Origin of the sequence: Salmonella sp. A7 (assembly GCF_020181675.1) — a bacterium.
GTDB classification, from domain to species: Bacteria; Pseudomonadota; Gammaproteobacteria; order Enterobacterales; family Enterobacteriaceae; genus Salmonella; species Salmonella enterica.
Window position 1 is genome coordinate 557,462 of record NZ_CP084001.1, and the last position, 22,655, is coordinate 580,116.

22 protein-coding genes and 2 tRNA genes are annotated in these 22,655 nt (G+C 54.2%); 18 read left to right on the plus strand and 6 right to left on the minus strand.

Annotated features, from left to right (window positions below; translation table 11 throughout):
* Positions 1 to 53 precede the first annotated feature (53 nt).
* Both secG and LCS67_RS02665 read left to right on the plus strand, forming a co-directional pair.
* A complete protein-coding gene (secG, locus tag LCS67_RS02660; RefSeq protein ID WP_000272680.1) occupies positions 54 to 386 on the plus strand; it encodes a preprotein translocase subunit SecG in 333 nt (110 codons plus the stop codon).
* Positions 387 to 399: 13 nt separating this feature from the next.
* A tRNA-Leu gene (locus tag LCS67_RS02665) sits at positions 400 to 486 on the plus strand.
* 196 nt (positions 487 to 682) lie between these two features.
* Here the strand turns inward: LCS67_RS02665 and argG are convergent.
* Positions 683 to 2,026, minus strand: a complete 1,344-nt coding sequence (gene argG, locus LCS67_RS02670) for an argininosuccinate synthase (RefSeq protein WP_000207658.1) — start codon at positions 2,024 to 2,026, stop codon at positions 683 to 685.
* Positions 2,027 to 2,369: 343 nt separating this feature from the next.
* Between argG and LCS67_RS02675 the strand changes: the two genes are divergently transcribed.
* From LCS67_RS02675 to mtr, 12 genes are all read left to right on the plus strand, one after another.
* Positions 2,370 to 2,446: transfer RNA gene (locus tag LCS67_RS02675), tRNA-Met, on the plus strand.
* 207 nt (positions 2,447 to 2,653) lie between these two features.
* Positions 2,654 to 3,106, plus strand: a complete 453-nt coding sequence (rimP, locus tag LCS67_RS02680) for a ribosome maturation factor RimP (protein WP_000105461.1) — start codon at positions 2,654 to 2,656, stop codon at positions 3,104 to 3,106.
* Between the two features lie 27 nt (positions 3,107 to 3,133).
* Positions 3,134 to 4,636 (plus strand): transcription termination factor NusA, encoded by a 1,503-nt coding sequence (gene nusA / locus LCS67_RS02685; protein WP_001031038.1) that lies wholly within the window; start codon positions 3,134 to 3,136, stop codon positions 4,634 to 4,636.
* Between the two features lie 24 nt (positions 4,637 to 4,660).
* On the plus strand, positions 4,661 to 7,339 hold the full coding sequence (infB, locus tag LCS67_RS02690; RefSeq protein WP_000133064.1) for a translation initiation factor IF-2: 2,679 nt from the start codon (positions 4,661 to 4,663) through the stop codon (positions 7,337 to 7,339).
* A 220-nt stretch (positions 7,340 to 7,559) separates the two neighbouring features.
* A complete protein-coding gene (gene rbfA, locus LCS67_RS02695; protein WP_001040208.1) occupies positions 7,560 to 7,961 on the plus strand; it encodes a 30S ribosome-binding factor RbfA in 402 nt (133 codons plus the stop codon).
* Positions 7,961 to 8,905: a tRNA pseudouridine(55) synthase TruB gene (gene truB / locus LCS67_RS02700; protein ID WP_023212280.1), complete on the plus strand. Its 945-nt coding sequence runs from the start codon at positions 7,961 to 7,963 to the stop codon at positions 8,903 to 8,905. Before rbfA ends, truB begins: the two co-directional genes overlap by 1 nt.
* 150 nt (positions 8,906 to 9,055) lie before the next feature.
* The gene (gene rpsO, locus LCS67_RS02705; RefSeq protein ID WP_000059465.1) at positions 9,056 to 9,325 is read left to right on the plus strand and encodes a 30S ribosomal protein S15; all 270 of its coding nucleotides are present in this window, start codon (positions 9,056 to 9,058) and stop codon (positions 9,323 to 9,325) included.
* Positions 9,326 to 9,566: 241 nt separating this feature from the next.
* Positions 9,567 to 11,702 (plus strand): polyribonucleotide nucleotidyltransferase, encoded by a 2,136-nt coding sequence (pnp, locus tag LCS67_RS02710; protein ID WP_001670767.1) that lies wholly within the window; start codon positions 9,567 to 9,569, stop codon positions 11,700 to 11,702.
* A gap of 109 nt (positions 11,703 to 11,811) precedes the next feature.
* Positions 11,812 to 12,696, plus strand: coding sequence for a lipoprotein NlpI (gene nlpI, locus LCS67_RS02715; RefSeq protein WP_000802069.1), 885 nt, complete (start codon positions 11,812 to 11,814; stop codon positions 12,694 to 12,696).
* 105 nt (positions 12,697 to 12,801) lie between these two features.
* Positions 12,802 to 12,882, plus strand: coding sequence for a protein YrbN (gene yrbN / locus LCS67_RS02720; protein WP_010723222.1), 81 nt, complete (start codon positions 12,802 to 12,804; stop codon positions 12,880 to 12,882).
* A complete protein-coding gene (gene deaD, locus LCS67_RS02725) occupies positions 12,875 to 14,764 on the plus strand; it encodes an ATP-dependent RNA helicase DeaD (protein WP_000807248.1) in 1,890 nt (629 codons plus the stop codon). Before yrbN ends, deaD begins: the two co-directional genes overlap by 8 nt.
* A 153-nt stretch (positions 14,765 to 14,917) precedes the next feature.
* Positions 14,918 to 16,162 carry a tryptophan permease gene (gene mtr, locus LCS67_RS02730; protein WP_000224322.1) on the plus strand — a complete coding sequence of 415 codons (1,245 nt, stop codon included), beginning with the start codon at positions 14,918 to 14,920 and terminating at the stop codon, positions 16,160 to 16,162.
* A gap of 90 nt (positions 16,163 to 16,252) precedes the next feature.
* Here mtr and LCS67_RS02735 read toward each other — a convergent pair whose 3' ends face one another.
* From LCS67_RS02735 to ubiU, 3 genes are all read right to left on the minus strand, one after another.
* Complete coding sequence (locus tag LCS67_RS02735; protein WP_000130432.1) at positions 16,253 to 17,260, minus strand: luciferase-like monooxygenase; 1,008 nt, start codon at positions 17,258 to 17,260, stop codon at positions 16,253 to 16,255.
* 176 nt (positions 17,261 to 17,436) lie between these two features.
* Positions 17,437 to 18,315: a U32 family peptidase gene (locus LCS67_RS02740; protein ID WP_000877715.1), complete on the minus strand. Its 879-nt coding sequence runs from the start codon at positions 18,313 to 18,315 to the stop codon at positions 17,437 to 17,439.
* A gap of 8 nt (positions 18,316 to 18,323) precedes the next feature.
* Positions 18,324 to 19,319 (minus strand): ubiquinone anaerobic biosynthesis protein UbiU, encoded by a 996-nt coding sequence (gene ubiU / locus LCS67_RS02745; protein WP_000421310.1) that lies wholly within the window; start codon positions 19,317 to 19,319, stop codon positions 18,324 to 18,326.
* A 216-nt stretch (positions 19,320 to 19,535) separates the two neighbouring features.
* On the opposite strand from ubiU, the gene ubiT reads away from it, so the two are divergent.
* On the plus strand, positions 19,536 to 20,060 hold the full coding sequence (gene ubiT, locus LCS67_RS02750) for a ubiquinone anaerobic biosynthesis accessory factor UbiT (protein ID WP_000884721.1): 525 nt from the start codon (positions 19,536 to 19,538) through the stop codon (positions 20,058 to 20,060).
* Positions 20,054 to 20,557, plus strand: a complete 504-nt coding sequence (locus LCS67_RS02755; protein ID WP_000908562.1) for a GNAT family N-acetyltransferase — start codon at positions 20,054 to 20,056, stop codon at positions 20,555 to 20,557. Before ubiT ends, LCS67_RS02755 begins: the two co-directional genes overlap by 7 nt.
* On the opposite strand, the gene LCS67_RS02760 is transcribed toward LCS67_RS02755, so the two are convergent.
* Positions 20,544 to 20,861 carry a GIY-YIG nuclease family protein gene (locus LCS67_RS02760; RefSeq protein ID WP_000928379.1) on the minus strand — a complete coding sequence of 106 codons (318 nt, stop codon included), beginning with the start codon at positions 20,859 to 20,861 and terminating at the stop codon, positions 20,544 to 20,546. The genes LCS67_RS02755 and LCS67_RS02760 overlap by 14 nt on opposite strands.
* A 37-nt stretch (positions 20,862 to 20,898) precedes the next feature.
* Here LCS67_RS02760 and LCS67_RS02765 point away from each other — a divergent pair, with 37 nt between their 5' ends.
* Positions 20,899 to 21,342, plus strand: coding sequence for a YhbP family protein (locus LCS67_RS02765; protein ID WP_000380406.1), 444 nt, complete (start codon positions 20,899 to 20,901; stop codon positions 21,340 to 21,342).
* On the opposite strand, the gene yhbO is transcribed toward LCS67_RS02765, so the two are convergent.
* On the minus strand, positions 21,322 to 21,840 hold the full coding sequence (yhbO, locus tag LCS67_RS02770; RefSeq protein WP_000037599.1) for a protein/nucleic acid deglycase: 519 nt from the start codon (positions 21,838 to 21,840) through the stop codon (positions 21,322 to 21,324). The two genes, LCS67_RS02765 and yhbO, sit on opposite strands and share 21 nt — an antisense overlap.
* A 130-nt stretch (positions 21,841 to 21,970) precedes the next feature.
* On the opposite strand from yhbO, the gene LCS67_RS02775 reads away from it, so the two are divergent.
* The gene (locus LCS67_RS02775; RefSeq protein ID WP_001552025.1) at positions 21,971 to 22,606 is read left to right on the plus strand and encodes an NAD(P)H-binding protein; all 636 of its coding nucleotides are present in this window, start codon (positions 21,971 to 21,973) and stop codon (positions 22,604 to 22,606) included.
* Positions 22,607 to 22,655: the final 49 nt, after the last annotated feature.

The window sequence follows — 22,655 nt, forward strand, 5'->3', positions numbered from 1 at the left end:
CTTTATTGGTAGAAGCATTGGTACGCGGCAACTCCGCAAGGAACAGGTTGATTATGTACGAAGCTCTTTTAGTTGTTTTCCTTATTGTGGCAATTGGCCTTGTAGGTCTGATCATGCTGCAGCAAGGTAAAGGCGCTGATATGGGAGCCTCCTTCGGAGCAGGCGCTTCCGCTACGCTATTTGGTTCAAGTGGTTCTGGTAACTTCATGACCCGAATGACGGCGGTATTGGCGACGCTGTTCTTCATCATCAGTCTGGTGTTGGGTAATATCAATAGTAACAAAACCAATAAAGGAAGCGAGTGGGAAAATCTGAGCGCGCCGGCGAAGACCGAGCAGACTCAACCTGCTGCACCGGCCCAGCCGACCAGCGATATCCCGCGCTAATAGCAGTATCCGTGCCGAGGTGGTGGAATTGGTAGACACGCTACCTTGAGGTGGTAGTGCCCAATAGGGCTTACGGGTTCAAGTCCCGTCCTCGGTACCAATATTCCGAAAGAAAGACGCTGAAAAGCGTCTTTTTTTTCGTTTGTTATTTGTGGTTGTCTGTAGGTCGGATAAGACGTTACGCCGCCATCCGACATTATTACAACCCATGATGGCGCTACGTTTATCAGGCCAACAGACACCTTATATTCCGCGCATAAAAAAGGCCACTTTCGCGGCCTTAAAATGATAAATGTTTACTTCGCTTTGTTTTCCAGATTCTCAACCTGCGGCAGACCGGTCGCGGAAGAGGCGGTTAACAGACCCGCTTTCGCGTAGCCGAACAGTTTCTCGCGGGTATCGGTAATGTCCAGATTACGCATGGTCAATTGACCGATACGATCGTCCGGTGAGAACACGGACTCGCCTTTCTCCATGGTCAGACGCTCAGCCTTATAGGTCAGGTTGTCAGACACCGTGTTCAGGATGGAGTAGTCGTTGCCGCGACGCAACTCGAGTGTGACCTCACCGGTAATCTGGCTGGCGACCCAACGTTGCAGGCCGTCACGCAGCATCAGCGCCTGAGAGTCGAACCAGCGGCCCTGATACAGCAGTTTACCCACCTGACGACCATGTGAATGATACTGTTCAATGGTGTCTTCGTTGTGAATACCGGTCAACAGACGCTCGTAAGCGATGTGCAGCAGCGCCATTCCGGGGGCTTCATAAATACCGCGGCTTTTTGCTTCAATGATGCGGTTTTCAATTTGGTCGCTCATGCCCAGGCCGTGACGGCCACCGATGCGGTTCGCTTCCAGCATCATCTCAACATCATCGCTGAAGGTTTTACCGTTCAGGGCAACAGGGTGACCCTGCTCGAAGCGGACGGTCACAACTTCTGCCGGGATCTTCACGCTTTCGTCCCAGAACTTCACGCCCATAATCGGGTTGACGATCTTGACGCTGGAGTTAAGAAACTCCAGATCTTTCGCTTCATGCGTGGCGCCGAGCATGTTGGAGTCGGTGGAGTAGGCTTTTTCGACTGACATCTTATAGTCGAAACCGCAGGCAATCATAAATTCAGACATCTCATGGCGACCACCCAGCTCATCGATAAAGTCGGTATCCAGCCACGGTTTGTAAATCTGCAGCTCGGCGTTGGTCAGCAAGCCGTAACGATAGAAACGTTCAATATCGTTGCCTTTATAGGTGCTGCCGTCGCCCCAGATATTCACGCCGTCTTCTTTCATCGCGGCGACCAGCATCGTGCCGGTCACGGCACGGCCCAGCGGCGTGGTATTGAAATAGGTCAGTCCGCCAGTCGTATTATGGAAAGCGCCGCACTGAATCGCTGCGATCCCTTCTGCAACCAACTGCTTGCGGCAATCAATCAGGCGAGCATTCTCTGCGCCATACTCCATTGCGCGACGAGGAATGGCGTCATAGTCATCCTCATCCGGTTGTCCCAGATTCGCAGTATAGGCATATGGGACAGCTCCTTTTTGTCGCATCCACAGCAGCGCGGCGCTGGTGTCCAGACCGCCGGAAAAAGCGATACCAATACGTTGACCTGCTGGAAGATGCTTAAGAATCGTCGTCATAGAATAGAACCCTGCTTGATTGACTGATAATGAGATCGGTTTCTGCTTTAGTGCATTTTTATGCAAAATAAATGAGTTTTCATTTAATCATCTTTTAGCAGAGACAGGAAGCATTTAGTGAAGGTTTACTGAAATAACGTTGTGAAATGCGTGTATAAGCCGGAGAGGTGGGATGAGTATAACGAAGAGTGATATTCATTCATCTGCATATTGGGAATAGGGTTGACATAACTCATGCCTGGTCACTATACTGTGCGCAGATTTTACGTCCCGTCCTCGGTACCAAATCCCAGCAGTATTTGCATTTTTTACCCAAAACGAGTAGAATTTGCCACGTTTCAGGCGCGGGGTGGAGCAGCCTGGTAGCTCGTCGGGCTCATAACCCGAAGGTCGTCGGTTCAAATCCGGCCCCCGCAACCACTTTCCCTTAGAGTTCTTTTTCAAATATACTGTGAAGATTATGTCCTTCGTAGCTGGATTTGAAAAAAATTCTTTCGGAAGGTACACCAGACCGCCGTTGCGGTTATAGGGTTCAGTTATCTAAAGCCCCGATTTATCGGGGTTTTTTGTTATCTGACTACAGAATAACTGGGCTTTAGGCCCTTTTTTTATGTCTTGGGGGTGGGCTTGTCCACATTAGAGCAAAAATTAACAGAGATGATTACAGCGCCAGTTGAAGCCTTAGGCTACGAGCTGGTCGGCATCGAATTTATTCGCGGTCGCACATCCACACTGCGCATCTATATTGATAGTGAAGATGGCATCAATGTTGATGATTGTGCTGATGTGAGCCACCAGGTAAGCGCGGTGCTGGACGTTGAAGATCCTATCTCCGTGGCTTACAACCTTGAAGTCTCGTCACCGGGTCTCGACCGTCCTATGTTCACTGCCGATCACTATGCGCGTTTCCAGGGTGAAGAAGTCGCGCTGGTTCTTCGCATGGCGGTACAGAACCGTCGCAAGTGGCAGGGCATTATCAAAGCGGTGGACGGTGAAATGATTACCGTCACAGTCGAAGGCAAAGATGAAGTGTTCGCGCTGAGTAATATCCAGAAGGCGAACCTGGTTCCCCACTTTTAACAGTCTGGATGAGGTGAAAAGCCCGCGATGAACAAAGAAATTTTGGCTGTTGTTGAAGCCGTCTCCAACGAAAAAGCGCTGCCACGCGAAAAAATTTTTGAAGCGCTGGAAAGTGCGCTGGCGACAGCAACAAAGAAAAAATATGAGCAGGAGATCGATGTTCGTGTAGAAATCGATCGTAAAAGCGGTGATTTTGATACTTTCCGCCGTTGGTTGATCGTTGAAGAAGTGACCATGCCGACGAAGGAAATTACGCTGGAAGCGGCGCGTTTTGAAGACGAAAGCCTGAATGTCGGCGACTATGTTGAAGATCAGATTGAATCTGTCACCTTTGACCGTATCACCACGCAGACTGCGAAACAGGTTATCGTACAGAAGGTCCGTGAAGCTGAACGGGCGATGGTTGTCGATCAGTTCCGCGACCAGGAAGGCGAAATCGTCACTGGCGTGGTGAAGAAAGTGAACCGCGACAATATCTCTCTGGAAATTAAATCCGAAGGGATGGCCGGTAACGCTGAAGCGGTGATTCTGCGTGAAGATATGCTGCCGCGCGAAAACTTCCGCCCTGGCGACCGTATTCGCGGCGTGCTGTATGCTGTTCGCCCGGAAGCGCGTGGCGCGCAGCTGTTCGTCACCCGTTCCAAGCCGGAAATGCTGATCGAACTGTTCCGCATCGAAGTGCCGGAAATCGGCGAAGAAGTGATTGAAATTAAAGCGGCGGCTCGCGATCCGGGTTCTCGTGCGAAAATCGCAGTGAAAACCAACGATAAACGTATCGATCCGGTCGGCGCTTGCGTGGGGATGCGCGGCGCGCGCGTTCAGGCGGTTTCTACCGAACTGGGCGGTGAGCGTATCGATATCGTGCTGTGGGATGATAACCCGGCGCAGTTCGTCATTAATGCGATGGCACCGGCAGACGTCGCGTCTATCGTGGTGGACGAAGATAAACATACCATGGATATCGCCGTTGAAGCCGGTAATCTGGCGCAGGCGATCGGACGTAATGGTCAGAACGTCCGCCTGGCTTCGCAATTGAGCGGCTGGGAACTCAACGTAATGACCGTTGATGACTTGCAGGCTAAACATCAGGCTGAAGCACATGCCGCTATCGAGATCTTTACTAAATATCTTGATATTGATGAAGAGTTCGCGACCGTTCTGGTAGAAGAAGGTTTCTCCACGCTCGAAGAACTGGCCTATGTGCCAATGAAAGAACTGCTGGAAATTGACGGCCTTGATGAGCCGACCGTTGAAGCACTGCGCGAGCGTGCTAAAAACGCACTGGCCACTCTGGCGCAGGACCAGGAAGCAAGCCTCGGTGATAACAAACCGGCTGACGATCTGCTGAATCTGGAAGGATTAGATCGCGATATGGCTTTCAAACTGGCGGCTCGTGGTGTTTGTACGCTGGAAGATCTCGCCGACCAGGGCATTGATGATCTGGCTGATATCGAAGGGTTGACCGACGAAAAAGCCGGTGAGCTGATTATGGCTGCCCGTAATATTTGCTGGTTCGGCGACGAAGCGTAATAAACTGTAGCAGGAAGGAACAGCATGACAGATGTAACCCTAAAAGCGCTGGCCGCAGAGAGACAGGTTTCCGTGGATCGCCTGGTACAGCAGTTTGCTGATGCAGGTATCCGGAAATCTGCTGACGACTCTGTGTCCGCACAAGAAAAACAGACTTTACTGGCGCACCTGAACCGCGAAGCGGTTTCTGGTCCCGATAAACTGACGCTGCAGCGTAAGACGCGCAGCACCCTGAATATTCCAGGTACCGGTGGAAAAAGTAAATCGGTACAAATCGAAGTCCGCAAGAAGCGCACCTTTGTGAAACGCGATCCGCAAGAGGCTGAACGCCTGGCCGCGGAAGAGCAGGCGCAGCGTGAAGCGGAAGAGCAAGCCCGTCGTGAGGCAGAAGAACAGGCCAAACGCGAGGCGCAACAAAAAGCTGAACGCGAGGCCGCAGAACAAGCTAAGCGTGAAGCCGCTGAAAAAGCGAAACGTGAAGCTGCGGAAAAAGACAAAGTGAGCAATCAACAGACTGACGATATGACCAAAACCGCCCAGGCCGAAAAAGCCCGCCGTGAGAATGAAGCTGCAGAGCTGAAGCGTAAAGCGGAAGAAGAAGCACGTCGCAAACTCGAAGAAGAAGCGCGTCGTGTAGCAGAAGAAGCTCGCCGCATGGCGGAAGAAAACAAATGGACCGCAACGCCTGAGCCAGTAGAAGACACCAGTGACTATCATGTCACCACTTCTCAGCACGCGCGCCAGGCCGAAGACGAAAACGATCGTGAAGTTGAAGGCGGTCGTGGTCGTGGCCGTAATGCAAAAGCGGCGCGTCCGGCGAAAAAAGGCAAACATGCCGAATCCAAAGCCGATCGCGAAGAAGCGCGTGCTGCGGTTCGCGGCGGTAAAGGCGGCAAGCGTAAAGGGTCTTCTTTACAGCAAGGCTTCCAGAAGCCCGCTCAGGCCGTTAACCGCGACGTGGTGATCGGTGAAACCATCACCGTTGGCGAACTGGCGAACAAGATGGCGGTGAAAGGTTCTCAGGTCATCAAAGCGATGATGAAGCTGGGCGCCATGGCCACCATCAACCAGGTCATCGACCAGGAAACCGCACAGCTGGTTGCCGAAGAGATGGGCCACAAAGTTATCCTGCGTCGTGAAAACGAACTGGAAGAAGCGGTAATGAGCGACCGTGATACCGGCGCTGCGGCTGAACCGCGCGCACCGGTTGTGACCATCATGGGTCACGTTGACCACGGTAAAACCTCTCTGCTGGACTACATTCGTTCCACGAAAGTAGCCTCTGGCGAAGCGGGCGGCATTACCCAGCACATCGGTGCTTACCACGTTGAAACTGACAACGGGATGATCACCTTCCTGGACACCCCGGGCCACGCCGCATTTACTTCTATGCGTGCTCGCGGTGCCCAGGCAACGGATATCGTGGTTCTGGTGGTAGCGGCAGACGACGGCGTGATGCCGCAGACTATCGAAGCTATCCAGCACGCGAAAGCGGCAGGTGTGCCGGTCGTGGTTGCGGTGAACAAAATCGATAAGCCGGAAGCCGATCCGGATCGCGTTAAGAACGAACTGTCCCAGTACGGCATTCTGCCGGAAGAGTGGGGCGGCGAGAGCCAGTTCGTTCACGTGTCTGCGAAAGCAGGTACCGGTATTGACGAACTGCTTGACGCTATCCTGCTGCAGGCCGAAGTTCTGGAACTGAAAGCCGTTCGTAAAGGTATGGCGAGCGGTGCGGTGATCGAATCCTTCCTGGATAAAGGTCGTGGTCCGGTGGCTACCGTTCTGGTACGCGAAGGTACGCTGCATAAGGGCGATATCGTGCTGTGTGGCTTCGAATACGGCCGCGTGCGTGCGATGCGTAACGAACTGGGTCAGGAAGTGCTGGAAGCGGGTCCGTCCATTCCGGTGGAAATCCTCGGCCTGTCCGGCGTTCCGGCTGCCGGTGACGAAGTGACCGTCGTTCGCGACGAGAAGAAAGCGCGTGAAGTGGCTCTGTATCGTCAGGGTAAATTCCGTGAAGTTAAACTGGCGCGTCAGCAGAAATCTAAACTCGAGAACATGTTCGCCAACATGACCGAAGGCGAAGTTCACGAAGTGAACATCGTGCTGAAGGCCGACGTACAGGGTTCTGTGGAAGCGATTTCCGACTCTTTGCTGAAACTGTCTACCGACGAAGTGAAAGTGAAGATCATCGGTTCTGGCGTAGGTGGTATCACCGAAACCGACGCGACCCTGGCTGCGGCGTCCAACGCCATTCTGGTGGGCTTCAACGTTCGTGCCGACGCTTCTGCGCGTAAAGTGATTGAATCCGAGAGCCTGGATCTGCGTTACTACTCCGTCATCTATAACTTGATCGACGAAGTGAAAGCGGCGATGAGCGGTATGCTGTCTCCGGAGCTGAAACAGCAGATCATCGGTCTGGCTGAAGTACGCGATGTGTTCAAATCGCCGAAATTCGGCGCGATCGCGGGCTGTATGGTTACCGAAGGTACGATTAAACGCCATAACCCAATCCGCGTTCTGCGTGACAACGTGGTTATCTATGAAGGCGAGCTGGAATCCCTGCGCCGCTTCAAAGATGACGTTAACGAAGTCCGTAACGGCATGGAATGTGGTATCGGCGTGAAGAACTACAACGACGTTCGCGTTGGCGATATGATCGAAGTATTCGAGATTATCGAGATCCAACGTACTATCGCTTAATCTTCGTCGTCTTTTGGGCCGCAACGGCGTTGGCTGCGCTCGCTCACCCCGGTCACATAGTTATCTATGCTCCCGGGGATTTACGAGCTTGCCGCCTTGTTGCAATCCAAAATCCTTAGAAGATGATTAGGCGTAGGCCGGGTAAGCGAAGCGCCACCCGGCAAGAAATTTAAAAAGGGGCTTATGGCCCCTTTTTTGTCTTTATTCTGGAGAATTTATTATGGCGAAAGAATTTGGTCGCCCTCAGCGCGTAGCGCAAGAGATGCAGAAAGAGATCGCGCTCATCCTGCAACGCGAAATCAAAGATCCACGTGTAGGTATGATGACCACCGTATCGGGTGTTGAAATGTCCCGCGATCTGGCATACGCCAAAGTATTCGTGACGTTCCTCAACGATCAGGACGAAGCGGCTGTGAAAAACGGCATTAAGGCCCTGCAGGAAGCGTCTGGTTTCATCCGCAGCTTGCTGGGTAAAGCGATGCGTCTGCGCATCGTACCGGAACTGACCTTCTTCTACGACAACTCGCTGGTGGAAGGGATGCGTATGTCCAACCTGGTGACTAACGTGGTGAAACATGACGAAGAACGTCGTGTGAACCCGGACGACAGCAAGGAGGACTGATGAGTCGTCCTCGTCGTCGTGGCCGCGACATTCACGGCGTTCTGCTGCTGGATAAGCCGCAGGGCATGTCCAGCAATGACGTGCTGCAGAAAGTTAAGCGCATCTACAATGCCAACCGCGCCGGGCATACCGGCGCGCTGGACCCGCTGGCGACCGGCATGTTGCCGATTTGCCTCGGCGAAGCGACAAAATTTTCGCAGTACCTGCTGGATTCTGACAAACGCTATCGTGTTATTGCCCGTCTGGGGCAGCGCACGGATACCTCTGACGCCGATGGTCAAATCGTGCAGGAGCGTCCGGTGACTTTCAGCGCTGAGCAGCTTGCGAGCGCGCTGGAGACCTTTCGTGGGGATATCGAACAGATTCCCTCGATGTATTCGGCGCTGAAGTATCAGGGCAAGAAGCTGTACGAATATGCCCGCCAGGGTATCGAAGTGCCGCGCGAAGCCCGCCCGATTACCGTCTATGAGCTGCTGTTTATTCGCCATGAAGGTAACGAGCTGGAGCTGGAAGTTCACTGCTCCAAAGGCACCTATATTCGTACCATTATTGATGATTTAGGTGAGAAACTGGGCTGTGGCGCGCACGTAACGTACCTGCGTCGTCTGACGGTCAGCAAGTATCCGGTGGATCGTATGGTGACGCTGGAGCACTTGCGCGAGCTGGTAGCACAGGCGGAACAGCAGGGCGTTCCGGCGGCGCAGTTGCTCGATCCATTATTGATGCCAATGGACAGTCCAGCTTCGGACTATCCGGTTGTTAATCTACCGTTAACATCTTCGGTATACTTCAAGAATGGCAACCCGGTTCGTACCACGGGCGCGCCGTTGAAGGGACTGGTTCGTGTGACGGAAGGTGAAGACGGTAAATTTATCGGTATGGGCGAAATTGACGACGAAGGCCGTGTCGCGCCTCGTCGGCTGGTAGTAGAGTACCCAGCGTAATGTCGCTTCATCTTGCGATAAGAGAGCGCTGCGAGTAGAATACCGCCGCTTAACGTCGCGTAAATTATTTAACAGTTTACGCGGCGTACACTGGGATCGCTGAATTAGAGATCGGCGTCCTCTCATTCTTAAATACTTTGGAGTTTTAAAATGTCTCTAAGTACTGAAGCTACAGCTAAAATCGTTTCTGAGTTCGGTCGTGACGCAAACGACACCGGTTCTACCGATGTTCAGGTTGCTCTGTTGACTGCACAGATTAACCACCTGCAGGGGCACTTTGCAGAGCATAAAAAAGATCACCACAGCCGTCGTGGTCTGCTGCGTATGGTTTCTCAGCGTCGTAAACTGCTCGACTACCTGAAACGTAAAGATGTTGCACGCTACACCGCGCTGATTGAGCGTCTGGGTCTGCGTCGCTAATTCTTTCGAGTTTCAGAAAGAGGGGGCCTTCATGGCCCCTTTTTTCCAGCAGATGGCAGCAATTCGCTGGAAACTAATGTATTGTTGCTATGAATGATCTTCCGTTGCAGAGGTTCGCGCGGCTAATGAGAGGCTTTACCCATATCAGGGTTAGGGTTGTCATTAGTCGCGAGGATGCGCAGAAGATCGGGTATTAACGACGGCGCGTATTATGCCGTCAAAAATTGGAAAGGATATTATTTTGCTTAATCCGATCGTTCGTAAATTCCAGTACGGTCAGCATACCGTTACGCTGGAAACTGGCATGATGGCGCGTCAGGCCACTGCCGCTGTTATGGTAAGCATGGATGACACCGCCGTATTCGTTACCGTTGTCGGCCAGAAAAAAGCCAAACCAGGCCAGGACTTCTTCCCACTGACCGTTAACTATCAGGAGCGTACCTACGCTGCTGGTCGTATCCCGGGCAGCTTCTTCCGTCGTGAAGGCCGTCCAAGCGAAGGCGAAACCTTGATCGCGCGTTTGATTGACCGCCCGGTTCGTCCGCTGTTCCCGGAAGGCTTCGTTAACGAAGTGCAGGTTATCGCGACCGTCGTTTCCGTTAACCCGCAGGTTAACCCGGATATCGTGGCGATGATCGGCGCATCTGCTGCACTGTCGCTGTCCGGCATTCCGTTCAACGGCCCAATCGGCGCGGCGCGCGTAGGTTATATCAATGACCAGTACGTGCTGAACCCGACCCAGGACGAGCTGAAAGAAAGCAAGCTGGACCTGGTGGTTGCCGGTACCGAAGCGGCTGTGCTGATGGTGGAATCCGAAGCTGAACTGCTGAGCGAAGACACTATGCTGGGCGCGGTGGTATTCGGTCACGAGCAGCAGCAGGTTGTTATCCAGGCGATCAACGATCTGGTGAAAGAAGCCGGTAAACCACGTTGGGACTGGCAGCCGGAAGCCGTCAACGACGCGTTGAACGCGCGTGTTGCTGCGCTTGCTGAATCTCGTCTGAGCGACGCGTACCGCATCACCGATAAACAAGAACGCTATGCTCAGGTTGACGTAATCAAATCCGAAACCATCGAGCAGCTTATTGCAGAAGATGAAACTCTGGATGCTAACGAGCTGGGCGAAATCCTGCACGCTATTGAGAAAAACGTGGTGCGTAGCCGCGTACTGGCAGGCGAGCCGCGTATTGATGGCCGTGAAAAAGACATGATCCGTGGTCTGGACGTGCGCACTGGCGTGCTGCCGCGTACTCACGGTTCCGCTCTGTTTACCCGTGGTGAAACGCAGGCGCTGGTTACCGCGACTCTGGGTACTGCTCGTGACGCGCAGGTGCTTGATGAACTGATGGGCGAGCGCACTGATAGCTTCCTGTTCCACTACAACTTCCCTCCGTACTCCGTAGGCGAAACCGGCATGGTCGGTTCTCCGAAGCGTCGTGAAATTGGTCACGGTCGTCTGGCGAAGCGCGGCGTGCTGGCAGTGATGCCGGACATGGATAAATTCCCGTACACCGTTCGCGTGGTGTCTGAAATCACCGAATCCAACGGTTCTTCCTCTATGGCTTCCGTGTGCGGCGCTTCTCTGGCGCTGATGGACGCTGGCGTGCCAATTAAAGCCGCCGTAGCAGGTATCGCTATGGGTCTGGTGAAAGAAGGCGACAACTACGTTGTACTGTCTGACATTCTGGGCGACGAAGATCACCTGGGCGATATGGACTTCAAAGTGGCGGGTTCCCGCGACGGTATCTCTGCGCTGCAGATGGATATCAAAATTGAAGGTATCACCAAAGAGATCATGCAGGTTGCGTTGAACCAAGCTAAAGGTGCGCGTCTGCACATCCTGGGCGTGATGGAACAGGCGATCAACGCGCCGCGCGGCGATATCTCTGAATTTGCGCCGCGTATCCATACCATCAAGATCAGCACGGACAAGATCAAAGACGTGATCGGTAAAGGCGGTTCTGTGATCCGCGCGCTGACTGAAGAGACCGGCACCACCATCGAAATCGAAGATGACGGTACTGTGAAGATCGCGGCGACCGACGGCGAAAAAGCGAAATATGCTATCCGTCGTATCGAAGAGATCACCGCAGAGATCGAAGTCGGCCGTATCTACAATGGTAAAGTGACCCGTATCGTTGACTTTGGCGCGTTTGTTGCCATCGGCGGCGGTAAAGAAGGTCTGGTTCACATCTCTCAAATCGCGGATAAGCGTGTAGAGAAAGTGACCGACTATCTGCAGATGGGTCAGGAAGTCCCGGTTAAGGTTCTGGAAGTTGACCGCCAGGGCCGTGTACGTCTGAGCATTAAAGAAGCAACCGAGCAGTCTCAACCTGCGGCTGCGCCGGAAGCTCCGGCGAGCGAACAGGCCGAGTAAGGTAGCCTTTTGCCCTCCGCAGTGCGGAGGGCTTTAGACCTGGCTGGACGCCTTGTTGAGCCACCGGGGAACAGGACGTTCATTCAATCGTTGTCTTCGGGAGTGGGAAATGAAGCCTTTTTTGCGCTGGTGTTTCGTTGCGACAGCACTTACGCTTGCAGGATGCAGTAATTCCGCCTGGCGTAAAAGTGAAGTCCTCGCAGTACCATTGCAACCGACTTTACAGCAGGAAGTGATTCTGGCGCGTATGGAACAGATTCTTGCCAGTCGGGCTTTAACCGATGACGAACGCGCACAGCTTTTATATGAGCGCGGAGTGTTGTATGATAGTCTTGGTTTGAGGGCATTAGCGCGAAATGATTTTTCACAAGCGCTGGCAATCAGACCGGATATGCCTGAAGTATTCAATTACTTAGGCATTTATTTAACGCAGGCAGGCAATTTTGATGCTGCCTATGAAGCGTTTGATTCTGTACTAGAGCTTGATCCAACTTACAACTACGCGCACTTAAACCGCGGTATCGCATTGTATTACGGCGGCCGTGATAAGTTAGCGCAAGATGATCTGCTGGCGTTTTATCAAGACGATCCCAATGATCCTTACCGCAGCCTGTGGCTGTATCTTGTTGAGCAGAAGCTTAATGAGAAGCAGGCGAAAGAAGCGTTAAAAGCACGCTTCGAAAAATCGGATAAAGAGCAATGGGGATGGAACATTGTCGAGTTCTACCTGGGCGACATTAGCGAAGCAACGCTGATGGAAAGGCTCAAGGCGGACGCAACGGATAACACCTCGCTCGCTGAGCATCTCAGTGAAACCAACTTCTATTTAGGTAAGTATTACCTAAGTCTGGGGGATTTGGACAGCGCCACGGCTCTGTTCAAACTGGCGGTGGCCAACAACGTTCATAACTTTGTTGAGCACCGATACGCATTGTTGGAATTATCGCTCCTGGGCCAGGACCAAGATGACCTGGCAGAATCGGACCAGCAATAGCTGACGAACATATCAGCCCGTAATCTTTTTGATTGCCATCACCTTCGCGGGTGAGGGCGTTGTTGTTCGTTAATACACCTACTTTGAGCCGGTTCACACTTTTCAATGAAAATTGCAGATCAATTTCATGATGAGTTATGTAGACTGGCCGCCATTAATTTTGAGGCACACGTACTACATGGCTGAATTCGAAACCACTTTTGCAGATCTGGGGCTGAAGGCTCCTATCCTTGAAGCCCTTACCGATCTGGGTTACGAAAAACCATCTCCAATCCAGGCAGAGTGCATTCCGCATCTGCTGGGCGGTCGCGACGTGCTGGGCATGGCCCAGACCGGTAGCGGCAAAACCGCAGCGTTCTCTTTACCGCTGCTCAACAATCTTGATCCTGAGCTGAAGGCACCTCAGATTCTGGTGCTGGCGCCAACCCGCGAACTGGCGGTACAGGTGGCCGAAGCCATGACGGATTTCTCTAAACACATGCGCGGCGTAAACGTGGTTGCCCTGTACGGCGGTCAGCGTTATGACGTGCAGTTACGCGCCCTGCGTCAGGGGCCGCAGATCGTTGTCGGTACGCCGGGACGTCTGCTTGATCACTTAAAACGCGGCACCCTCGACCTCTCTAAACTGAGTGGTCTGGTGCTGGATGAAGCCGACGAAATGCTGCGTATGGGCTTCATCGAAGACGTTGAAACTATTATGGCGCAGATCCCGGAAGGTCATCAGACCGCTCTGTTCTCCGCCACCATGCCGGAAGCGATTCGTCGCATTACCCGCCGCTTTATGAAAGAGCCGCAGGAAGTGCGCATTCAGTCCAGCGTGACTACCCGTCCTGACATCAGCCAGAGCTACTGGACTGTCTGGGGTATGCGTAAAAACGAAGCGCTGGTGCGTTTCCTGGAAGCGGAAGACTTTGATGCGGCGATTATCTTCGTGCGTACCAAAAACGCGACCCTGGAAGTAGCAGAAGCGCTGGAACGTAGCGGCTACAACAGTGCCGCGTTGAATGGCGATATGAACCAGGCGCTGCGTGAGCAGACTCTGGAACGCCTGAAAGATGGTCGTCTGGACATCCTGATCGCCACCGACGTTGCGGCACGTGGTCTGGACGTTGAACGTATCAGCCTGGTGGTGAACTACGATATCCCGATGGACTCCGAGTCCTACGTTCACCGTATCGGTCGTACCGGCCGTGCGGGTCGCGCCGGTCGCGCGCTGCTGTTCGTTGAGAACCGCGAGCGTCGTCTGCTGCGCAACATCGAACGCACCATGAAGCTGACCATTCCGGAAGTGGAACTGCCGAACGCAGAACTGCTGGGCAAACGCCGTCTGGAAAAATTCGCCGCGAAAGTTCAGCAGCAACTGGAAAGCAGCGATCTGGATCAGTACCGTGCGCTGCTGGCGAAAATCCAGCCGTCTGCCGAAGGTGAAGAGCTGGATCTCGAAACGCTGGCCGCCGCACTGCTGAAAATGGCGCAGGGCGAGCGTCCGCTGATCCTGCCGCCGGATGCGCCGATGCGTCCTAAGCGTGAATTCCGTGACCGTGACGACCGTGGTCCGCGCGATCGTAATGACCGTGGCCCGCGTGGCGACCGTGAAGAACGTCCGCGTCGTGAACGTCGTGACGTTGGCGATATGCAGTTATACCGCATTGAAGTGGGCCGTGATGACGGCGTTGAAGTTCGTCATATCGTGGGCGCTATCGCTAACGAAGGCGACATCAGCAGCCGTTACATTGGTAACATTAAGCTGTTCGCGTCTCACTCCACCATCGAGCTGCCGAAAGGTATGCCGGGCGAAGTGTTGCAGCACTTCACGCGTACCCGCATTCTGAACAAGCCGATGAATATGCAGCTGTTGGGTGATGCGGTTCCGCACGCGGGCGGCGAACGTCGCGGCGGTGGTCGTAGCTTCAGTGGCGAACGTCGTGAAGGCGGTCGTAATTTCAGCGGCGAACGTCGTGAAGGTGGTCGTGGTGATGGTCGTCGCTTCAGCGGCGAACGTCGTGAAAGCCGTGGTCCGCGTCGTGATGACTCTACCGGTCGCCGTCGTTTCGGCGGTGATGCGTAACTCGCGCTGACCTGCGCATTCACAGCGTAAAGTAAAATATACAGCCCCGATCGTCACAATCGGGGCTTTTTTTATTTCTTTTGTACTCGTGTACTGGTACAGTGCAGCGTATTGAGAGATAGTCACACTATAAATGACTGGAGAGAGAGCTGAATGGCAACACTTACCACCACCCAAACGTCACCTTCGCTGCTTGGCGGCGTGGTGATTATCGGCGGCACCATCATTGGCGCGGGGATGTTCTCCCTGCCGGTGGTCATGTCCGGGGCGTGGTTCTTCTGGTCGATGGCGGCGCTGATCTTTACCTGGTTTTGTATGCTGCACTCCGGGCTGATGATCCTCGAAGCCAACCTTAACTACCGCATTGGTTCGAGTTTCGACACCATCACCAAAGATCTGTTGGGGAAAGGCTGGAACATTGTCAACGGCATCTCTATTGCCTTTGTGCTCTACATCCTGACTTACGCCTATATCTCGGCGAGCGGCTCAATTCTGCATCATACCTTTGCTGAGATGTCGCTGAACGTTCCGGCGCGAGCGGCAGGTTTTGCCTTTGCGCTGCTGGTGGCGTTTGTCGTGTGGCTGAGTACGAAGGCGGTCAGTCGGATGACGGCGATTGTGCTGGGCGCGAAAGTGATTACTTTCTTCCTGACCTTCGGCAGCCTGTTAGGACACGTTCAGCCTGCCACGTTGTTTAACGTGGCTGAAAGCCACGCGTCATATACGCCGTACCTGCTGATGACGCTGCCATTTTGTCTGGCCTCTTTTGGTTATCACGGTAACGTACCGAGCCTGATGAAATATTACGGCAAAGATCCGCGCACCATCGTGAAATGCCTGATTTATGGAACGTTACTGGCGCTGGCGCTCTATTCCGTCTGGCTGCTGGGGACGATGGGCAACATCCCGCGTCCAGAATTTATCGGCATTGCACAGAAAGGCGGCAATATTGATGTGCTGGTACAGGCGTTAAGCGGCGTGCTGAACAGCCGCAGCCTGGATCTGCTGCTGGTGGTGTTCTCTAACTTTGCGGTCGCCAGTTCCTTCCTCGGCGTGACGCTGGGGCTGTTTGACTATCTGGCGGATCTGTTTGGTTTTGATGACTCGGCAATGGGGCGTTTTAAAACCGCACTGCTGACGTTTGTGCCGCCAATTGTCGGTGGCCTGCTGTGGCCGAACGGTTTTCTGTACGCCATTGGCTATGCAGGTTTAGCTGCAACTATCTGGGCGGCCATTGTGCCTGCGCTGTTAGCACGTAAATCTCGCGAACGTTTCGGCAGCCCGAAATTCCGCGTCTGGGGCGGCACGCCGATGATTGTACTGATTCTGGTCTTCGGTGTCGGCAACGCGGTTATCCATATTCTGTCGAGCTTTAATTTGCTGCCGGTGTACCAGTAACGTTATTGTGCCGGATGGCGGTTGCACCTTATCCGGCCTACTTGATGCTGTAGGCCCGGTAAGCGAAGCGCCTCCGGGCAAAACAACGCACTACCCCAACAATTCCTGCTTCACATCCATCGCCAAATCAAACGAATGCAGCCGCGCCTGGTGGTCGAAAATCTGCCCGTTGACCATAATTTCATCCGCCTGGGTTTCCCGCAGGATGGATTCCAGCCCGTGGCGGACTTTCGCTTTATCGCCGACCAGCGACATACTCAGCGCCTGCTGCACGCCATACTGCTCGGATGGCGACCAGAAGGTCTCCATATTCTCAATCGGCGGCGGCAGTTGGCCGGTTTCCCCACGGCGTAGCTTCACAAAAGCCTGCTGCATGGAGGTAAACAGGAATTCGGCGTCGCGGTTGCTGTCGGCGGCGATAATATTGATACACACCATCGCGTACGGTTTTTCCAGCCGCGCTGAAGGTTTGAACTGGGTACGGTACAGATGCAGCGCCTGGAACAACATATCCGGCGCGAAATGCGAAGCAAAGGCGAACGGTAGGCCAAGCTGGGCCGCCAACTGTGCGCTATACAGGCTGGAGCCCAACAGCCAGACCGGGATCTTCTCGCCGTAGCCGGGAACCGGGCGCACATGCGGATTAGGGTCGCGAGCGTCGAACCAGTCCACCAGCTCTGCGACATCGCGTGGAAAGTTATCGATATCGCCGCTCATATGGCGACGCAGCGCGCGCATCGTCGGCTGATCGCTACCCGGCGCGCGTCCCAACCCTAAGTCGATACGTCCCGGGTAGAGCGTATTCAGCGTGCCGAACTGCTCGGCAATCACCAGCGGTGAATGGTTAGGCAGCATCACGCCGCCGGAGCCAAGATGTAATGTTGTGGTATTGGCCGCCAGATAACCAATCAATACCGAGGTCGCCGCGCTGGCGATACCGGTCATGTTGTGATGTTCTGCCAGCCAGTAGCGGTGATAACCGCGCTTTTCAGCCAGCCGTGCGAGATCAAGCGAGTGCGTGAAGGCTTCTTTTGCCGAAGATCCTTCAGGGATCGGCGCCAGATCCAGCACCGAGAACGGAATAGTTTTGTCAGTCATAACGGCTCACTTTGTTACCGGTTAATCTTTTAATACTGCATTAAAGATTAGCGAATGTTGTTAACAAAGTGAGCTTTATGAGACTGACGGCAAAACAATGCCCGATAGCGCTGCGCTTATCGGGCCTACGGGAGCGCTATTTGTAGGCCGGACAAGGTATTTATGCCGCCATCCGGCTAGGCCTGTAGCTCCAGCCCTGCCAGCCGCTTCCAGTAGCCGTTGCAGTCGCTATGCGCGGCAAGCGGTAATGGTGCGCCGCCGTTTTCGTTAGCGCGAAAGGCATCAAGCATGGCAAATGTCTCCGTCCCCAACGGCGACAGCCGCACGATATCGACCAATCCCTGCATCGACGTCAGTTCGTTGCCAAGGTTATAGACATAGCCGCTCATGGTCTGAATACCGTTAAGCACAAACACCTGCTGATTCTCTTGCGAGAGCACGTCACGACCGTTTGGATACTTGATACAGCAGGTTTCGCACTCATCTTTCGGGCGGTCTTCCGAACGGGCGGTAAAGCAGCGAGCGGAGTAGGCCAGCGGCAGATGCCCGTAGCTCAACACTTCCACTTCAAACTGATTACGGATGCCCAGTTCATCGCACTGATTAAGCAAATTCACCAGCCAGTCGCGGGACAGCTCCACCGGCATACACCAGCGTACCATGCCTTCTTTCAGCAACCGGCGCAGCGTGACCGCGTTGTAGCAATTCAGCGCATGGCCGGCGACAAACGGCAGTTTGCGCTCGGCGCACAGATTCACCACGCCAAGATCGCTGGCTTCCAGCAGAAAATCGCCGTTGTCCACATAGCGTTTCAGCTCGCTTAATTCAGATGACGCCTGTACCAGCGCCAGGGTGGAGAGCGCCACCTGCTTACCGCTGGCGGCGAGGGATTTCGCCATTTCCAGCCAGTCGCCGACTTTGGTCGCGCGACGCTTGCTGCACACCGCTTCGCCCAGATAAATGACATCAGCGCTGCTTTTTGCGGCCTGCTGATAAAAATCTTCCAGCGTCTCTTTCGGCCAGTAATAAAGCACCGGTCCTAAGGAATATTTCATAGCTCCTCTCACTGCCATTTACGGTGATATGCGCCAAGCGTGGTTTGGGTGCCTTCGGACATCGCGCCGAGCGTCTCCATCCAGTCGCGCTGTGGAACGAAGTTTTGCGGGGCGGCTTTGCAGCTATCGATCGCCTGGCGCCACACTTTCGCCACCTGGCTGACATAGGCCGGGCTGCGCTGGCGACCTTCGATCTTCACCGAAGCGATGTTCGCCGCCATGAGCTCCGGCAGCAGTTCCAGCGTGTTCAGGCTGGTTGGCTCCTCCAGCGCGTGATAGCGCTCGCCGTCCACTAAATAGCGGCCTTTACACAGCGTTGGGTAGCCCGCGTTTTCGCCATCCTGGTAACGGTCAATCAGGACATCATTCAGGCGCGATTCCAGCCCCTGCGGCGTTTGCTGCCAACGGACAAAGCGGGCGGGCGAGCAGGCGCCGACGGTATTGGGCGACTCCCCCGTCAGGTAAGAAGAAAGATAGCAGCGACCTTCCGCCATAATGCACAGGCTGCCAAACGCGAATACCTCCAGCGGCACCGGCGTGACGCGGGCCAGTTGTTTTACCTGGTGAATCGACAGTACACGCGGCAGTACTACGCGGTGGACATCAAAGTTGCGGTGATAAAAGCGAATCGCCTCTTCGTTGGTTGCCGAGGCCTGAACGGAAACATGGCGCTCAATATGCGGGTAACGCTCTGCGGCATATTCCAGCATAGCGAGGTCGGCGAGAATCAACGCGTCGGCGCCAAGCTGCGCCGCCATATCCACGGCGCGCTGCCAGCGGGCATAGCCGTCCGGATGCGCAAAAGTATTAATGGCGATGTGTAATTTGCGGCGATGTTGGTGAACAAAACTCACCGCTTCCTGCAATTTTTTTTCGGTAAAGTTAAGGCCGGCAAAATGACGGGCATTGGTATCGTCTTTTAACCCGATATAAACGGCGTCAGCGCCGTTTTCGATGGCCGCCTTCAGCGCCGGGAGATTTCCGGCAGGGCAGAGCAGCTCCATAATTTATCCTGAGGGTTACGTCTGAGACGCAAAATTGTTAACGAACAGGGATTTTAGTTAACCTTGCTGCGACAATTTTTGATTTAAGGCAGTTAAAGGCGTATTGGTAACACCAATAATGGGGTAGAAAATCAGACCCAATTGTTGATTTACGCCGCCATGTGATTTATTGGATATGGCAAAATAACAGGACTATTGAAACAGGGAGTAAAGCTCGTGTTAGATAAACTGCGTTCACGCTTAGTCCATGCTGGCCCGTCTCTGATGAGTGTACCGGTTAAACTGACGCCCTTTGCGCTAAAGCGCCAGGTTCTGGAACAGGTTCTGAGCTGGCAGTTTCGTCAGGCGCTGGCCGATGGAGAGCTGGAATTCCTCGAAGGTCGTTGGTTAAGCATTCATGTTCGTGACATCGACTTAAAATGGTATACCACGGTTGAAAATGAAAAACTGATCGTTAGCCAGCAGGCGGATGCCGACGTCAGTTTTAGCGCCGACGCCAGCGATCTGCTAATGATAGCTGCCCGTAAACAGGACCCGGATACGCTCTTTTTCCAGCGTCGACTGGTCATTGAAGGCGATACTGAGTTAGGGTTGTATGTGAAGAATCTGATGGACGCCATCGAACTGGAGCAGATGCCGAAAGCGTTACGCGTTATGCTGCTGCAACTGGCGGATTTTGTTGAGGCGGGTATGAAAAACTCGCCGGAAACCAAACAGACCTCGGTAGGTGAACCATGCTAATTCGAGTAGAAATTCCTATTGATGCGCCTGGTATTGATGCGCTGTTACGCCGTTCATTCGAAAGCGATGCGGAAGCGAAGCTGGTTCACGATTTGCGTGAAGATGGTTTTCTGACGCTCGGACTGGTGGCCACGGATGATGAAGGCCAGGTGGTGGGCTATGTCGCCTTTAGTCCGGTTGATGTGCAGGGCGAAGATTTACAGTGGGTCGGCATGGCGCCGCTGGCGGTCGATGAAAAGTATCGCGGGCAAGGGCTGGCGCGCCAGTTAGTGTATGAAGGGCTGGATTCGCTCAACGAGTTCGGCTACGCGGCGGTCGTGACGTTGGGCGACCCGGCGTTATATAGCCGCTTCGGTTTTGAACTGGCCGCGCATTACGATCTTCACTGCCGTTGGCCCGGTACGGAAAGCGCTTTCCAGGTACACCGTTTGGCTGAGGATGCGCTGGAAGGCGTGACGGGGCTGGTGGAGTATCACGACCACTTCAATCGTTTTTAAGCACCGGCGTTTGCAGGCTGGACAGCAGCGCCTCAAACGCTTCGCGTTCCGTCACAAGGCGCTCCTTCTGGCGCTTTGTGAGCTGTTTGATGCGATACTCTATGCGCAGGGCCAGCGAGCGATCGCCGACCTGCGCCGCAAACGCCAGCGTTAACTCGCCTTTTCCCCGTAATGCTTTTGCGCCTTTTCCCGTTTGATGCTGCCTGTAACGACGCGCCACATCGGTGGTTATTCCGGTGTAAAGCGCATTGTCTGCGGTACGAATCAGATACAGATACCAGGGTGTCATTGTCGCCATCAGCATGATAATTTTCAGGTTCCCAGTATAAGCGAGAATAAAGATGGACACACTTACCGCTATTGGCCGTTGGCTGGCGAAACAACACGTGGTGACCTGGTGCGTACACCATGAGGGAGAGCTGTGGTGCGCCAATGCGTTTTATTTGTTCGATGCGCAAAACGTCGCACTGTATCTGTTAACGGATGATAAAACCCGCCATGCGCAAATGTCCGGCGCGTGCGCGCCAGTTGCGGGAACGGTCAATGGTCAGCCGAAAACGGTGGCGCGCATTCGCGGCGTGCAGTTTAAAGGGGTAATTCGCCGTCTGGAGGGGCAGGAGAGCGACGCCGCGCGTAAAGCTTACCTTCGTCGCTTCCCGGTCGCCAGGGTGCTGCCAGCGCCGGTATGGGAAATCCGGCTGGATGAGATTAAATTCACCGACAACACGCTGGGGTTTGGTAAAAAACTGCACTGGTTACGCGACTCACGCGCCCAGCAGGCGTAGCGCCTCGCGGTTAAATGCCGGCAGGTCGTCAGGCGTGCGGCTGGTCACCAGCTGATCTTTATCGACGACGACTTCCTGATCGTAAAATTCCGCGCCCGCGTTCTTCACATCGATAATAATCGGTTTCACCGCCGTGAGTTTGCGGCCACGAATGACATCGGCGCTGATCAACAACTGCGGGCCGTGGCAAATGGCAAAAACCGGTTTACCGCTGTTAACGAAATCGCGGGTAAAATCCACGAAACGGCTGTCGCCGCGCAGGTAGTCCGGCGAATGACCTCCCGGCAATAGCAAGGCGTCGAACTCGTCGGGACGAACGTCATCAATAGCCTTATCAATGGTGACGCTGGCCTCGCCTTTTTTTCCTTTCACCGTTTTACCCGCCTCTTTTTCGATGGTGATGACCTCATGGCCGGCCTGACGGAATTCTGCAGCCGGCGAGGTAAATTCTGAATCTTCAAATTCATCGGTAATCAAAACGGCAATTTTCTTACTCATGCGTTTCCTCCGCAGTGGTGGCGTCGGGTAAGGCAAATTTTCCACAATGATGGATACTTACCTCGTAGACTATTAAGCCTGGTCGATAGGGCCGAGAGTGCAAGGTGGACAAATCTGTAAAGGAGCGAGGATGAGTCAGGTACTGATTACCGGCGCGACCGGACTGGTCGGCGGACATCTGCTGAGAATGTTAATCAACACGCCGCAGGTGAGCGCTATCGCCGCGCCGACGCGTCGTCCGCTGACGGATATTGTCGGCGTTTATAACCCTCACGATCCGCAGCTTACCGACGCGTTAGCTCAGGTGACCGACCCGGTAGATATTGTTTTTTGCTGCCTGGGCACGACCCGGCGTGAAGCGGGAAGTAAAGCGGCGTTTATTCATGCGGATTATACGCTGGTGGTTGATACCGCGCTGACCGGGCGTCGACTGGGCGCGCAGCACATGTTGGTGGTCAGCGCAATGGGAGCAAACGCGCACTCTCCGTTTTTCTACAATCGGGTGAAAGGAGAAATGGAGGAGGCGTTAATCGCGCAAGATTGGCCTCGTTTGACGATTGCCCGGCCTTCTATGCTGCTCGGCGACAGAACAACGCGGCGGGTGAATGAAACGCTTTTCGCTCCGCTATTCCGGCTGCTGCCCGGAAACTGGAAATCGATTGATGCGCGGGATGTGGCGCGGGCCATGCTGGCGGAAGCGCTGGCGCCAGCACAAGAAGGCGTGACGATTCTGACCTCATCGCAACTGCGGGAAAAAGCGGGGTAGCGAAGCCGGATGATTTACCGGATGGCGACGCGGTTTACACATTTTTATC